At 38.6% G+C, this 14,564-nt stretch carries 18 protein-coding genes; 11 read left to right on the top strand and 7 right to left on the bottom strand.

Annotated features, from left to right (window positions below):
• Nucleotides 1–228: 228 nt before the first annotated feature.
• Nucleotides 229–2,007 (top strand): methyl-accepting chemotaxis protein, encoded by a 1,779-nt coding sequence (locus TSYNT_RS06895; RefSeq protein ID WP_059032752.1) that lies wholly within the window; start codon nt 229–231, stop codon nt 2,005–2,007.
• A gap of 178 nt (nt 2,008–2,185) precedes the next feature.
• On the opposite strand, the gene TSYNT_RS06890 is transcribed toward TSYNT_RS06895, so the two are convergent.
• Complete coding sequence (locus TSYNT_RS06890; protein WP_059032751.1) at nt 2,186–2,596, bottom strand: TM2 domain-containing protein; 411 nt, start codon at nt 2,594–2,596, stop codon at nt 2,186–2,188.
• A gap of 360 nt (nt 2,597–2,956) precedes the next feature.
• On the opposite strand from TSYNT_RS06890, the gene TSYNT_RS06880 reads away from it, so the two are divergent.
• The 8 genes from TSYNT_RS06880 to relB all read left to right on the top strand — a co-directional run bounded on the left by TSYNT_RS06880 (nt 2,957) and on the right by relB (nt 8,785).
• Entirely contained in the window at nt 2,957–4,120 is a 1,164-nt protein-coding gene (locus tag TSYNT_RS06880) for an S-layer homology domain-containing protein (protein WP_059032749.1), read from the top strand.
• A gap of 17 nt (nt 4,121–4,137) precedes the next feature.
• Nucleotides 4,138–5,754 carry a hypothetical protein gene (locus TSYNT_RS06875; protein ID WP_059032748.1) on the top strand — a complete coding sequence of 539 codons (1,617 nt, stop codon included), beginning with the start codon at nt 4,138–4,140 and terminating at the stop codon, nt 5,752–5,754.
• 436 nt (nt 5,755–6,190) lie between these two features.
• Nucleotides 6,191–6,409, top strand: coding sequence for a type II toxin-antitoxin system VapB family antitoxin (locus TSYNT_RS06870; protein ID WP_059032747.1), 219 nt, complete (start codon nt 6,191–6,193; stop codon nt 6,407–6,409).
• A complete protein-coding gene (locus TSYNT_RS06865; protein WP_059032746.1) occupies nt 6,393–6,782 on the top strand; it encodes a PIN domain-containing protein in 390 nt (129 codons plus the stop codon). The genes TSYNT_RS06870 and TSYNT_RS06865 overlap by 17 nt, the downstream gene beginning before the upstream one ends.
• A gap of 476 nt (nt 6,783–7,258) precedes the next feature.
• Complete coding sequence (locus tag TSYNT_RS06860) at nt 7,259–7,510, top strand: AbrB/MazE/SpoVT family DNA-binding domain-containing protein (protein WP_059032745.1); 252 nt, start codon at nt 7,259–7,261, stop codon at nt 7,508–7,510.
• Nucleotides 7,504–7,839, top strand: a complete 336-nt coding sequence (locus TSYNT_RS06855; RefSeq protein ID WP_059032744.1) for a type II toxin-antitoxin system PemK/MazF family toxin — start codon at nt 7,504–7,506, stop codon at nt 7,837–7,839. The genes TSYNT_RS06860 and TSYNT_RS06855 overlap by 7 nt, the downstream gene beginning before the upstream one ends.
• A 300-nt stretch (nt 7,840–8,139) precedes the next feature.
• Nucleotides 8,140–8,472 (top strand): RNA chaperone Hfq, encoded by a 333-nt coding sequence (gene hfq / locus TSYNT_RS12115; protein WP_202859757.1) that lies wholly within the window; start codon nt 8,140–8,142, stop codon nt 8,470–8,472.
• Between the two features lie 88 nt (nt 8,473–8,560).
• Nucleotides 8,561–8,785 (top strand): type II toxin-antitoxin system RelB family antitoxin, encoded by a 225-nt coding sequence (gene relB, locus TSYNT_RS06845; RefSeq protein ID WP_059032743.1) that lies wholly within the window; start codon nt 8,561–8,563, stop codon nt 8,783–8,785.
• 23 nt (nt 8,786–8,808) lie between these two features.
• Here relB and TSYNT_RS06840 read toward each other — a convergent pair whose 3' ends face one another.
• The 4 genes from TSYNT_RS06840 to TSYNT_RS06825 all read right to left on the bottom strand — a co-directional run bounded on the left by TSYNT_RS06840 (nt 8,809) and on the right by TSYNT_RS06825 (nt 10,659).
• Nucleotides 8,809–9,207: a hypothetical protein gene (locus TSYNT_RS06840; RefSeq protein ID WP_059032742.1), complete on the bottom strand. Its 399-nt coding sequence runs from the start codon at nt 9,205–9,207 to the stop codon at nt 8,809–8,811.
• A 263-nt stretch (nt 9,208–9,470) separates the two neighbouring features.
• A complete protein-coding gene (locus TSYNT_RS06835; RefSeq protein WP_059032741.1) occupies nt 9,471–9,737 on the bottom strand; it encodes a Txe/YoeB family addiction module toxin in 267 nt (88 codons plus the stop codon).
• On the bottom strand, nt 9,730–9,999 hold the full coding sequence (locus TSYNT_RS06830; RefSeq protein WP_059032740.1) for a type II toxin-antitoxin system RelB/DinJ family antitoxin: 270 nt from the start codon (nt 9,997–9,999) through the stop codon (nt 9,730–9,732). The genes TSYNT_RS06835 and TSYNT_RS06830 overlap by 8 nt, the downstream gene beginning before the upstream one ends.
• Before the next feature lie 306 nt (nt 10,000–10,305).
• A complete protein-coding gene (locus TSYNT_RS06825; RefSeq protein ID WP_272947401.1) occupies nt 10,306–10,659 on the bottom strand; it encodes a tyrosine-type recombinase/integrase in 354 nt (117 codons plus the stop codon).
• Nucleotides 10,660–10,939: 280 nt separating this feature from the next.
• Between TSYNT_RS06825 and TSYNT_RS06820 the strand changes: the two genes are divergently transcribed.
• Complete coding sequence (locus tag TSYNT_RS06820; RefSeq protein ID WP_114272607.1) at nt 10,940–11,383, top strand: RusA family crossover junction endodeoxyribonuclease; 444 nt, start codon at nt 10,940–10,942, stop codon at nt 11,381–11,383.
• Between the two features lie 264 nt (nt 11,384–11,647).
• Nucleotides 11,648–11,923, top strand: coding sequence for a hypothetical protein (locus TSYNT_RS06815; RefSeq protein ID WP_059032737.1), 276 nt, complete (start codon nt 11,648–11,650; stop codon nt 11,921–11,923).
• Nucleotides 11,924–12,340: 417 nt separating this feature from the next.
• On the opposite strand, the gene TSYNT_RS06810 is transcribed toward TSYNT_RS06815, so the two are convergent.
• Together TSYNT_RS06810 and TSYNT_RS06805 are read right to left on the bottom strand one after the other, a co-directional pair.
• The gene (locus TSYNT_RS06810; RefSeq protein WP_059032736.1) at nt 12,341–12,673 is read right to left on the bottom strand and encodes a hypothetical protein; all 333 of its coding nucleotides are present in this window, start codon (nt 12,671–12,673) and stop codon (nt 12,341–12,343) included.
• A gap of 492 nt (nt 12,674–13,165) precedes the next feature.
• On the bottom strand, nt 13,166–14,428 hold the full coding sequence (locus TSYNT_RS06805) for a putative glycoside hydrolase (protein WP_202859744.1): 1,263 nt from the start codon (nt 14,426–14,428) through the stop codon (nt 13,166–13,168).
• Nucleotides 14,429–14,564 lie beyond the last annotated feature (136 nt).

Below are 14,564 nucleotides of genomic sequence, written 5' to 3'. Positions count from 1 at the left end.
GGGTTTTTGTACAAGACTAGACATTATTCAATTTTTGACATATAGATTGTAATAAGTTGATTTAATTTTAATAATTCGATATAATTTGCTTATGACTAGAAAAACATGTATCTTATGGTAAATATTTGTATTGTAACATATTTACGGAAACGTTTTTGAAGATTCATCCCCTCAGCACTTAGAAAACAAACACATGTTCATATTTACCATTATCCGGGAGGCAATCTTATGGTTGATAATTTATCAAATAGTAAAAACACTCGCAAACTACGTACCAGCTCAATTAAGCGAACTGCTATTGTTTGGTGCATAATTGTGCTTGCTGTAATTGGAACTATTTTGGGTTTGATTATTGTAAACAATTACCAGGATACCTTAAAGCTTAAAGAAGGTGAAAAAATCCTTTCAGTTCTTGAAACGGTTTCTGCTAGCATTGACGGCGATAAATACGAGAGCCTAGTTGAAAATTTGAATGATAAAGATCCCTACTACGAGGAACTGAGGCAATACTTGATAAAAGTAAAAAATACCACAGGTTTGCGCTTTCTTTTTACTGAGAGCTATCTTAAGGATGGAAAAACTACAGCCTACATAGTCGATGGAAATGAGACAAATAAAGAAGACTTTAGCCCTATAGGCACATCTGTCAATACAGAAAATGAAACTATTGATACCGAAGAAACTATAAAGGCTCTTACTGAAGGCGTGGGAGGGTATACTGATTTTTATGAGACGGAAGAATGGGGAATGCTCTTTTCTGCATTTGCTCCAATATATAATTCGGAAGGAAAGATAGTAGGAATTGTGGGTGCAGATGCTCCGGCAAATGATGTTAAAAGTATGATAGACTCCATTACTTTCACGGTTGTTTCGGTAATCTTTTTAGGCTTTGCCGCTATTACAACTCTTATTGCCGCCCTGATTTCAGGCATACTTCGCCCCATAATCAAAATAAAAGATTATGCATTAGAAATTTCAAATGGAAATCTATCTGTTAACGTTGAAAATTCAACAAAAAGCAACAATGAAATCAGCGAAATATATAGCGCGTTTTCTGTGATGATAAAGAATACTGCCAGCATAATAAATTCTATAAAGGATTCGGTAAGTAAACTACTCAATTTCAACAGTCAACTGTTAGAAAATGCAGATGCATCAAGCTCCGCAGCTCAGGATGTATCAGCAAATATTGTAGAGGCGGCAAACAGCGCGTCTAGCCAAGAAAAGATTTTAGATGAAGCCGTTGGAAATATGGATAAAATAAAAGAAAAACTTGATACTGCTGTAGAAAAATTAAAAGCTATTTATAAAGATATGAAATTAGAACAAGAGGCATCTTTGACGAGAAAAGATGAGATTAGCAAATTTGAAGAGAGCATATCTCTTTTAAGCGATATAGCCAGAACGACGGATGAAAATTTGAACAGACTGCTAGCAGAAATCAAAAATATTTATATTTTTACTCAAACCATGAATGATATAGCCGAACAAACGAACCTACTTGCACTAAATGCAGGTATTGAAGCTGCAAGAGCAGGCGATTCGGGGAGGGGTTTTGCTGTAGTTGCCAGAGAAATTCAAAAACTTTCACAAGGCACAAAAGAATCTGCTCAAAACATAAATGAAATAGCCAACAGCATTGACTCGAAAGCAAATGAGACTATTGCTAACATGAATCTTACAATAAATACGGTAGATGAAGGTGTAAATCTATCTAAAAGTATGCAGGATTATCTAAAGTATGTAACGGGTAATGCAGAAGATAATGTAAACAATATAAGTAAGATATCTGAGGAATATGCTATGATACAGGACGAATTGGATAAAGCTATGGAAAGGTTTAATGAAATAAACAAACTGATAAAAGAATTTTCCGGAAAAATGGAAGTCATTGCCGCAACAGCTCAAGAGCAGGCAGCGATGAGCGAAGAACTAAAGGCATCTACTTCAATACTTAAGGACGTTGTAGATGTCCTAGAAAACAAAATCAATACATTTAGAACATAAATTTCGACAATACATAAAAATTTCTACACACTTGCAGATTGGCCTTTTAAGACAAATAAAAGTCTCGAACTTTTAAATTGTTAATGTAACACAACTTTTGCCACCTGCTTAAGGTTGCTGTTGCATGCACTTCTAATATTCTAAATGACTTGAAACGATTAAATATCCTAGAAACATTTTAGCTTTCTTGACTTTTTTGGCTTAGTAGAAGTTCATTTATTATTTTTTCCTCTGCTTTTTCATAAATTTTTCTAACTTGTCGGGGCAGTGTAAAAAGGTCAATCAGAATTAATATAGAAAGAATACCTAAGCACAGACTACCGATTGCACCAAGACTGCCGGCAAGTTCCGGAATTCCTCCAAAAGCTACTAGACTGCCGGCAAACCAAGATCCCAAACCTATAATACCTAGTAAAAGATAGACTGTCCCCCATAAGGCTTTACCTAAATAAAACTTATGAATACCTAAAGTCCCTAAAAAAATTAGCAAAAGATATGCAACGCCAACACTTTTACCATATTTTTTCATTTCACTTTCTAGAATTGAAAGCTGTTTATCGGATAATTGATTCTTCTTCTCAACTGACATAGTATCCGCCCTCTCATTGAAGTTTATGTTTTGATGTATTTTAGAAAGCATTTTATTTAAATGCTTATGGAAAAAGCAACAGTACTTTTTCAAGAATATTATATCATGAAAATAGATAATTTTTGCACATGCATTAAATCACGGGTTGCCCATACCTTAACTTTTACACCGAACCCCTTAAAAAACCAGCCTGAACCTCCTATATATCAAAGGTTTCAGGCTTTTTACTCCAATCCGAAAGTTGTTGTGCAATAACCTGGATATATATAAAAAGTTGATCACAATAAACTACCCGGCAGGAATTGCCGGTTTTTTTGTTGTATATATATTTGAAAAACAAAATTTAAGGAGGACGATCGCATGTTTAAAAAATCAATAAGCGTATTACTTGCCGTTTTATTGTTTTTATCGATTTTTTCGGTTTCCGCTATTGCGCAAGCGAAGGAATTCGATGTTATATTCTTAAACCCTCCCTTTTCGGACGTAGACCTTTACTGGGCAACATCCGCAATAACTTGGGCGTCTGAAGAAGGCATAGTGGAGGGATTCCCCGACGGGACATTCAAGCCTTTCCAAAATGTAACGGAAGCGGAATTTGCCGCAATACTTGCAAGGTATGCCAAAAACACCGACAAAGACAGGATAAACCAAAAGGAAGAAGGAAAGCACTGGGCCCAGGCAATATACGACGAGCTGATAAAATGGCAGCTGCCCTTTAACGGATATACAAATGACAAGATAAAGGACTCCGCTATTACAAGAGGACAGGTTGCAAGGATTGTAGCCGCAAAGAACGGATTTAATCTAGACGAGCGTCAGGCTATATACTACATGTATGAAAACGACCTTTCAAGCGGAATGATACCCGGCAGGCTCACCTTCGAGTCCTACGAAAAAGACAAGCCCCTCCAAAGGGATCAGGTGACCCAATTCATAATGCTTTTAAACGACAAGGGCATAACCACCTTTATGGGCAAGCCTTCGGAAAAAGGCGGCGCAGAGGCAAATGAGATTATAGGAATTGTAGACGTGCCTAAGGATACCACCGTAATTACCGATGAGATGTTCGATGAACTTGCAGAGGATAAAGGCATAGAAAACCCCCCTAAAAGCGAAAATGTCGATGAGCTTTGGGAAAGCCTCGATAAGTCGGGAGGAATTACAAGCGAATCCCAGCTTACTCCCGAGATAATCCAAAAGATAAAGGATTTAGGTCCAATGGAGTCAAGATTTCCTGAGGGGACTCCTGTTGGTGGATGGGCCGTGATTGATGATGATTTATTTGAAAAATACAAGGCATCCATAGAGGACTATCTATTTAATAAAACGAGTCAGGTAGATGCAAAATCGGTTGTAGTGTGTAAGGATTTGTACTGGGAGACAAAGCCGGGGCAGTCCACTAATAGGCACTATTTTAGGGTAATAGTGAACGGCAGGGAGGCCTGGTATGCGACGGTAGGGTTTACAGGCAAGGAGTATAAGGTACTTGATGTAGGCAGAGGTGTTTTAGATATTTTTAATTAAAAGGAGGCAGTAGGACAATGAGATTGAAAATGAGATTGAAAGACTGGACAAAAATAATATCGGCAGTGCTTGTTGCTTTGATGTTTATGGGAATGGCGGCGCTTCCTGCAAAAGCCGAAGGTGATGAAAAGCCTCAGATAGTTTATGATAAAAACGGACTTGAGATGAGGTTCGAGCGTCTAGGAACACTGGATACGAGCATGGACAAAGCTACTCCATTCCGTTCCGGCGGCCCTGACGGCAAGGCTCAGCTTGACAGTTTAACCATATACGAGCAGTCCACATACGGGCCGAAGGTTCCCAACGGTTTTTACTACAGGACGGTGGGATACAAGGTAGCCCTTCTAAATTCAAATCGCATAGCAATATCGGACGGCCTTATTCCTGTAAATGAAAGCAGAGTCCCCCTTCCCGGGGGCTTTGTTTATTTTCCGGACAAGGGCAGGATAGATTTTCAGTATGCCTTCGTAAATACAAAGTATGAAAATACAAAGGAGTTTCGCGCAGAGTCAAACAGCAATGTAGCGGCCTATATTAAAAGCAAATACGGCAGCGCGGGCTTTAACAAGCCCTGCGTTACATCGACCGTTTTAAGCAGGGAATACATCATAAAAGCCCTGGGGCTTGAAGGAAAAGAGCACCTTTTAGACGAGGCAAGATACCTTTTAAGGTGCGGCGAGGTAGAGTTTTTCCAGGCGGACGCTAAAGGCGGCGAGGGACCTGCGCTAGATGCTACAGGCACAAAGGTATATTACAATGTGCTGGAAAACAGCTTTTCTACAGACATCCACGTCCCTGCCCGCTTTAAAAGCTATGAGGAAGATATTCAAAGCCGTATGCAGATAATAGACCTTAACACAGGTAAGATTGAGATCATAGAAGGCGGGAAAAAGGAGGATATGGACATCGTTTTAGATAAGCTCGATGCCGGCACTCAAAGCGCAAAACCGGGCGCAAATTACAGCGGGAAAATAACCTTTCACAGAGCATCTGACAGTATGCCGAACCCAATAAATACGACTATTTACCTTACCGCCGCAAACAGCAAGATAACCAGCAGCACAGATATTCCCGTAAACGGCTTAAAGCCGGGTGAAACAAGAACTGTTCCCTTCGACTTTCAGGCGGGAAGCGATAAATCAAAGCCGGTGACGGTTGTAGCCGAGATAAATCCTGAAAAGCTGGGAGAAAACAGGCTTATCGAGACCACGTATGACAACAACAAAAAGCAGGTATTTATCCCGATGCAGGAGGATAAAGTAGACCTATCGGTTCAGCTTGCTGCATGGACGGACGCCCTTTATACCAATGAAACCGATCTTTTCAGCGCAAGGGTGTACAACACATCCGAAAAGCCCATAACGACCGATATCGTATGGAAATTTGCAGGAAAGCAGGTAAGAAAGGCAAATATAACGGTTCCGGCAAAGTCAAGCGCGATAGATAGGGTAAACCTTACAATGCCGAATACTTCAAGCGCAAGTGTTTCACTTGAAGTTGAGGTAAACCCCTCAAGAAACAAGCCTTCAAACGAGACTACATACGCCAACAACAAGATTACCGAAAAAATCGAGGTGCTGAAGACCGACGACAGCCCTTCTACCGGGGCAAGCGATCCGTATCTTGTTAAGTAGGGTTTTATTTTATAGATAAAGTGCGAGAGAACTTCGGAATTTTATCCTGTAAAGATAACGCGCGTTAAAAGAGTGTATCTATGAAGAGAAAGATCATAAGTAAAGAAGCATAGTAAAGAAGCAGTCTAATGATGACTGCATAGAGGCTCAGGGATCCTTATGTTAAAGCACGAGGAGAAAATTATGCAAGCGATAGCGAAAAAGCAGGCAAGCAGTCTTTGTTTTGCTTGTTTTATATATGTTTTAATATGTTTTCGGAGGCCTGAAAGGTGCGGAAATACTGGGTTTTTAGGTGCCAACTATTACTAAAATACAGTTGGATTACTTTTAATAAAATGGTAATATTACTTATTTCACTTTAGTAATAGTTAATACAGTTATGCGCTTGCACAACATCAAAAAGTAATGTATAATCTTGATGAAAGGAGTGATGTATATGAGAACTACCCTTAACATTTCAGACGACATCTTAAAAGAAGTAGAGGAAATTTACAATAAAAAGAACAAGTCAAAGGCCGTAGAAGAAGCATTAAAGGACGCTATAAGGAACAAAAGAATGAGCGCATTAAAAAGCCTTAAGAAAAAAATAGATTTCGAAGTTGAACCTGAAGATATTGAAAAGATGAGGAGTTTAGACGATGGAACTCCAGAGTAAGGTTTTAATCGATACGTCCATATGGATAGAATATTTTCGCGGTAATGCTCAAATTGGCGAAGCCGTAGATTTGCTGATAGATGCCGGCAGCGCATATATAACAGGACCGATAATTGCAGAACTGATTCAGGGTATCAAGAATAAGAAACAGGCGGAGGAACTTCTTGCAAGCCTAAAGGCTTTACCATATGTTGATATCAGGAAATCAGACTGGTCTGACATAGGTTTTTTTTCACTGGAATTAAGAAAAAAAGGTATTGTCATTCCGTTTACTAATACAGTGATAGCTTGTATGGCGATTAAAAATCATCTTTGCGTATATTCGCTTGACAAACACTTTGACCTTATCGATGGGCTTGTGAAATTTCAGTAGCAAAATTATAAAGTTCGGCACTTTAGTGCCGAACAGCTCACCTTATTAAAACCTATACCGCACAGGCAGTCAAGGATGCGCTGGCAAGCAGCTACATAGAAAAAAAGCGCCTAGCAGGCACGCAGCACCCCATGAAATCACAGGCCGGATGGATTATATCTGCACTAAGCCCCGAACTTCAAGAAATTTTAGACCGCATAATGGCCGGCAGTCGGCAGGCGGGGCCGGAGCGTTAATAATGCCGTATAGGTTTTCCTATGCGGCATTATTTAACCGGTAAAATAGGCTTTGACAGCTATAAAAATATTGCCGTCATATACCTTGGGAAATTGCAGGAAATGCAGGAGGAAGAAATATGCATATAGACAAGAAAGGGTGTATATTATATATTTGCTAATTTCGTGGAACAAAATAAAAACATTGCTGAAAAGATATACTTAGTATATACTAAGTATATACAGAGGGAGGCGTTAGAAGTGATTACTGTAATTAATAAATGGGGTAATAGCTGCGGTATCAGAGTTCCAAAATATATTTTGGATGAATTAAACTGGCATGAAAATGAACAGGTTGAAATGATTACTAATGATGGAAAAATTATCATAAAAAAAGCAAATATAAAACAGCAAAAACATAAAACTATCAAGGAATTATTTGCTGATTTTAAAGGTGAATACCAACCAGAAGAAATTGATTGGGGTAAACCGGTTGGGAGAGAAATATGGTAAAACAAGGGGACATTATTATGGTTAATTTCACTCCTCAAGCCGGTCATGAACAAGCAGGTCATAGGCCTGCGGTAGTCATAAGCAACGATGTTTTTAATAATAAGACTAACATGGCAATTGTCTGCCCGATTACAAATACCGATAACAAATTTCCTTTGCACGTCCCGCTTGATACCCGCACAACTACAACCGGTGTCGTTCTTTGTGAACACGTGAAAGCTCTTGATATTAATTCTCGGCAGTATCATCTAGTAGATAGCCTACCTCTTGATTTATTGCAAACAGTGATTGATATTGTTTCGGCTGAAATAGAAATAGTTTCAGATTAACTTTTTCTCATGAACCTCACCATTTCCAAAACCTATACCTACCATGTCAGATTTTTGGGGTTTAAAACAAAGCTTTCTACCATAGCAGAAGGACGTGAACTACCCACGCCAAAAGTATAATGACAAAAGCAGCAAAACGTGCAAATCTTGATACAGAAACCATAGAACAGCTTGAAGCCTACATACCGAAAGAAATGGACGTTTGCACGTAAGAAGCAGAGAAAGAATACTATAATTTTTTGTTGAATGTCAGCTACTCAGCGCTGTGAAGATTCATAGAAATTTGAGGTTGATCATGATATACTCAATATACTTGTTCTGAGCAAGAATAAGAATGGGAGAGGTAAAAATGACAAATCAAACAGCAAGCCTTCAGGATTTTTTCTCGACGAAATTAAGAAAAAGCAGCTGCAAATAACCATATACCTTGCAAACGGTGTACCTGTAAAAGGAAAGATAATAGACTTCGACAACTTCACTGTACTCGTGGACTGCGGCGATAAGAGCCAGATGATATACAAGAGCGCCATTTCTACGCTTTCAGTGCCTAAGGGGCAGGACATCTACAAAAAAATAAGCAGTAAATTTCTTGGTAAAAGTAAGAAGGCAGCAAGCACTGCAAAACCAGACTAGAAGGGAGGCAGGGCACATCCCTCTTTTATTTTCACGTTATAAAATATATACATTGTATTACAATGTATATATGAAAGGAGAGGTCTTTATGAGTACTATTACTATCAGATTGAACAGTGATGAAGCTAAGACTTACAAGGAATATGCTAAATTCAAAAATGTTCCCTTATCTACTTTGATGAAAAAAGCTTTGGAAGAAAAAATTGAAGATGAGATTGATTTAAGAGCAATCCTTGCTTATGAAGAAAGACTTAAAAATAATGAAGTTAAGCATATTTCTTTTGATGATGTCAAAAAAAGATTAGAAATCTAGCATGAGATACAAAAGTCTTTTTGTTAAGATAAATTAAATTCAGTCCATTCAATTCCGTATTCCCGTTCCATAAACCGATCGATATTTGGCCAATTGTCAAGTTCTTGCATTAAAGATACTTTTTGGAAAATCTCTTCCGTGTATATATCATTGCATATATAATCTTCCTTCATGCCCTGAGCTATGCTGTATTTTCCTTCTGCTAGAAGGTCAAGTAAAGCTCTTATATGATTTGCGACATTATATTTGCCTCTATGAAACGGTATAGTCCGATTTTTCTCTATTCCATAATCCAAAAAAATGCTGTCATTGCTCTCTAAAAGGACTATATTTTCCCAGTTAATGCCTAATGTATGCCAGTCGCCGCAGGTTAATAAGTTACAAGGCAGGTTTAGTGCGTGAATTCCAGATATATAAAGCATAAAATCACCTCTTTTTCGATAATATACTTGCTTAATCGCTATTGATGAACTATAATGTGAGTGAATAAAAACACTGAAAATATTGTCCGCCCACCGCTGGCGGCTATACAAGTGAACGGCTCGACAAATATTGTCCGCCCACCGTTGGCGGCTATACAAGTGAACGGTTCGAAAATTACAAATTATAGCCCTATCTTTCGATAGGGCTATAGTCTTACGTATGCCTTAGCAGAAATCCCTACCACGCTTATGGCGGGGAGTAGTCAATTGTCTTGATAATGGGTCCTTAAGGCGTAAATTTCAATAAGGTCGTTATGCAAACAGTAAACTATCCTGTTAGCATCGTCTATGCGGCGGCTCCAATACCCTGACAAATCGCCGCGCAGCGGTTCCGGTTTTCCTATGCCGTCATATGGACTTCTGGCTATATCGCGTATAATACGGTTTATCCGCTTCAAAGTTTTTTTGTCTTGCGATTGCCAATACAGATAATCCTCCCAAGCATCAGCCGTAAATGTTATGCTATTCATTGGCCATTTTCTCTAATTCGCCCATTGTTTTGACAACTACGTTGCCCCGCTTCATCTGCTCAATAGAATGTTTCAGGTGCCTTATATTTACAGGGTTGTAAAAATCATCTTTGGTTGTAATCTCAAACGGTATTCCGCCTTGGCGCACAGCTTGACTGACAAATATGCTTACAGCCGTCGAAAAGCTCATTCCAAGCTCATTAAACAGTTCTTCGCCTTTTTTCTTTAACTCATCGTCTATGCGAATGTTGACTTGTGCCATTTCAAAAGCTCCTTTCGTGTACTGCTTACATCTCCTATTATTATATAGCATTTCACTATCAATATCAAGCAAAACATAGCAATACATAGCAATATCAGGGATGCTCAAGTGCACATACTTTTATACGATGATTTCGCAAGAAGGTTAGAAGCTGACCTTCAAAAATAGCCCTTATAGCCTTTGAAAAAATCTTCGCATATAAAACTACCCTTAAAACTCCCACAAAGGATTTTAAGGGTAATTTTGCGCTCTATTTTTGTTTTTTCATAAGCTTGCGTACATATTTTCTACCGCCCGTTCCTCTACCTATTTTTTCGGCCTGTGGTACCGCTGGGTAGTCGTAATGTCCTCATGCCCTAAAAGGTGCTGAACGGTGAAGATGTCAACTCCGCTGTCTATTAATGTCTGAGCGAAGGTGTGCCGCAGGGTGTGGGGGTGTACGGGCTTTTCTATGCCTGCAAGGGCTGCGTATTTTTTTATGATCCTAAATATGGTGCTCCTTTCCATCTTGCCGCCTTTTTGGCTTACAAAAAGGTACGGTGAATTGGGCTTTACCTTAAGGTATTCCTTGAGGTATTTTCTCGTCTCGGAGTTTACCGGAACCTCCCTTACCTTCCTGCCCTTTCCGGTTATCCTCAGCAAGCCCTTCCTATCCGATATTTCCAGGTCTTCTTCTTTAAGGTAGGAAGATTAAAAGTGCGGGAAAAAAGTTTGCAAACTTATCCGTAAAAGCGAAAAGGCTGTCAATGACCTCATAGGCAGCTTTGTTATATCTGTCGTAGAGCAAGAAAAATACAGAGCCGAACTCATATCGCTTCTTGATAAAGGGGAAAGAAGAAAAATAGAGTCGCTCGAAAGGTCGTATTTTTATTTTGGACCGCCGAAGCTGCTGTACATAAAAATTCCTTCACTGCCGCTGTCGCTTAACCGCTCTATCTCAATGAGAAGCAATTTCGTAAACGGTAAAAACGTTCAAGGCGGCCTTATCAAGTGGTGGGATATTAAGATCAAAAATGCCTTGGACAATATGCAGCTTATAGACGAAAAATTCCCCTTTGAAGCGTTTGACAAAGCCGTCGCCGTCATTAAGTTTACCTTCACCGCTGATATATTAAGAGACATCGACAACTTTGCAATAAAGTATATAATAGATTCCCTTGAAAAAAACAAAGTAATCATAGATGACAATAAAGACGTATTGGAGTCGATGATGCCCATTTTAGCAACCGGAGGCGAGCAGGGTATCGAGGTTTTTGTAACAGACGATAACAGCCTGCTTAAAACGATACATTTCTTTTATGGTAAATACAAAAGTAAATTTGAGCACCTTGAAGAAATGAAAAAAAATCCGCTGTCTCCTGAGGAATTTTTTGACTTAAGATAAGCCTAAAATTTGGTCAAAAAAACAGTAAAAAAGGCAACTAATAAAAATGGTTATTAATATATGCTGTAAGCCAAGCAAAATAAAGGATTAACAGTATAAATATAAAAGATAGAAAAAAATCGCCTTCTATTTCAGCATAAAGCGCTGACAATAGAACAGATCCTGGATATTCTGCAAATTAGCGAAGCAAATAAAATGAAGGGATACTACATAATGCGAAAGCTTAAAAATAAGAGATTGATAAGGACGGAGAGGGTGCCTTATATGTATAAAAAAAGATATGCGGTGCTGTCGAAAAAGGGTGCCGAGTTTGTCAAGGAAGACGTTAAGCTGCATGAGTACTACGCGAGAAAAGAAAATGTGGCCGATGTGCTGGAAAGCAACGAAATCTATCGCATTCTCCGAAATCAAGGGATAAGCGATATTAAAGCAAGGGAAGGGGTGCTTAAAGAGCTGAACTTAAGTCCTATTGAAAGCGACATAATCGGTATATATTCATCTATAGCCTCTCCCACTAAGCATAGCTTTAAATTTGCTTAAGCTTTTCCCTGGCATAATTACCATCCTGTTCAAAGTCATAGGGGAAGAGTTTTGATATACAAACCCCGGATTTATGGTAAATCCCAATTTATAGCCTTGCACGAGTGCCTCATTAACTATCTTCGCGTTGAACTGTCCATAAGGGTATGCTATGCTTAGCACATTGGGCATTCCTATCTTTTCAAAGAAGCTATCCATATCTTTGCTCATTTACATAACTTTTAGCATTGTTTCGCACGATAAGTGCAGAGAAACTCAAAATAAATAGAAAGGAAAGCAAGACGAGCAGCTTTTGTGCGATAAAGCTCTTAAAAAATCCACGGCTCTTACCTCTTTCAAAGAAAGTGTGCAAAAACGCGCCTTGCTCTTAAAGGCTGGACAAGACGCGTTTTATTTTTACGGCTGCTGTAGATTATTTCAATTAAGCTGGATATTTTCTAAAACATAGTCTACATCCTCTTTATCGCCCGTGCTCATGTCAAGGTAACCTTGCCGCCAGCTGCCATGTTGGGCTTTAAAGTCTCCTATATAGTATTCATACCTATAGAGCAAAACATAATTTGATATATATCTAAAACCAAGATCATCATTGTATGGCATAGATTTCGGCACACCTATCCTGTAACTAACGCTGTTTTGTCCTTCTGGAATTACGCATTCCACCTCTCTTACGAACTTAGGAAAGTATCCGCTTAAAATCAGAGAAGGATCCGAATTGGGATTTATCCAAGCGCTGATGGTTACCTTCACACCGCCTTTGGGGGCGACCTTTGCATCCGGTATTATGACCTTTCCTTTGATAATATAGATTTCAGGAGACGTAATGTCTAAGCGCCTAGCTTCCGGGTCCTATTTCACATCAAAGCCAAAGTATTTCATATACTCTGTCAATATCATAGTCCTACCGCCGATGTTGGCGGATTTAATGGGGCTTTTATCTATATATGTTATGATATCCGTTGAGAATAATCTTGACAAGCTCACTGTCGTAAGGAAAGCCTTTAAAGTATATTACGTTAAATGTTAATGGTTGCAATATGAAATGTATTACAGTTTCTGGCATAGTTATAATCGCTTATGAGATCTATGTTATCATGGCATTTCCCAGGGTCTACAACACTAGACTGCGCTTTTAAAATATCTTTCTTTGTTTCGGTTTTCTATACAATGCAGCTTTTCAGATGAAAGTTCTAAGCCAGCATCTCCAATAATAAAATTTAAAGCAAAGCTTCCATAGCCCCATCATTTTGTAGATGGGGCTATGTCAGTGGTGAAAGCGTTTTCAGAATATACATTTCCGGCGTTCCACAGCATGTAGCCCTGGATTCCATTATCATTAAGGGCTTTAATTTGTTTTAGGACATCTTCGCCTGTGTATTTAGGACTTCCAAGAGTAAAATCCTGTATCCACGGCCTTATAACAGCTTTTTTCTCAAGACCGGCATCCTTTTTTAGGGCATCTTTTACTGCCTTGTCGATTACTTCGTAGGGATGAGCATTTGGATTATCAAAGCCGTAATTTCCAGGATAATAATGAGAAGGGTATATCATTGGGCTTATGTAGTCTACTGTAGGCGAAATCTTTTCCCATTTTTGACCTATATTCATGTCATCATCTGCACTTGTGGTAAGACCAAAAACATCAGCTGAAATAACGACATTATAGTCTTTCAGTTGTTGGTGCGCATATGCTAGAAAACCTGCAACACAATCCTCTTTCGAAACATCGTTTTTACCAGGGAAAAAAGCTTCAGCATCTACTTTACTTCCGTTTTCAGGAAACCTTACATAATCAAACTGTATTTCTTTAAAACCGTTTAGAGCCGCTTCCTTGGCTATAGCAACATTATAGTCCCAAACTCGTTTGTCATATGGGTTTACCCAGGGTACACCGTTCCTGTCGCGCCATATGCCGCCGCTCTTTTTTTGGATTGCAAATTCCGGATAATGGTTGCACAAATTACTGTCTTTAAATGTTACTACCCTTGCTATTGGATATATATTATGATTTTCCAAAGTTTGTATAAAAGACTTAATGTCCTGTATGCGTACATATCTATCAGCCTCTGCGCTTTCAACTATTTCTATATTGCTTTCATAAGTTATAAGGCCGTTATCATCTTTTACATCTATCACCATTGCATTTAATTCAGAACGGTCTAAAAAGTCGATTAAGTGATTAAAATATTTTGGAGTTCCGGCCGTGTTTCCGGTTACATATATTCCCTTAACAACAGGTACATCAAAAGAATTCTGCTTATCCAATGGCAAAGGTACATAATATTCTTTCAGTGTTTCTTTCAAAACTTCATTTCTTCGATTCCACTCATTACGCCTTTCGATCTCCTTATCCCGTTTTGCATCGTTAATAGCCTGCTTTTCTTCAAAAAGTTCCCGATACAATGACTGGGAACTATAGGTAATGGTCGAGCTATGAGAATTAAATGCCAAAGAAACAGCACAAATAATTAAAAGCAAAAAGCTACCTTTTACAGTCCATTTCAATTAAAAGCCCCCTAATACTTCTGATTCCCTTACAAAATATATTATATCTTAACTTTAACTCTCGTATCTTTGTTTCTTTAAAAATTTTTTCATCAATATTAAATATATAACCTTGGCAAAAAATGAATCTATTCAG

Origin of the sequence: Tepidanaerobacter syntrophicus, from assembly GCF_001485475.2 — a bacterium.
Taxonomy (GTDB): domain Bacteria; phylum Bacillota; class Thermosediminibacteria; order Thermosediminibacterales; family Tepidanaerobacteraceae; genus Tepidanaerobacter; species Tepidanaerobacter syntrophicus.
Note: the sequence above shows the minus strand (reverse complement) of the source record. Positions and strands in the feature narration are given on the sequence as shown.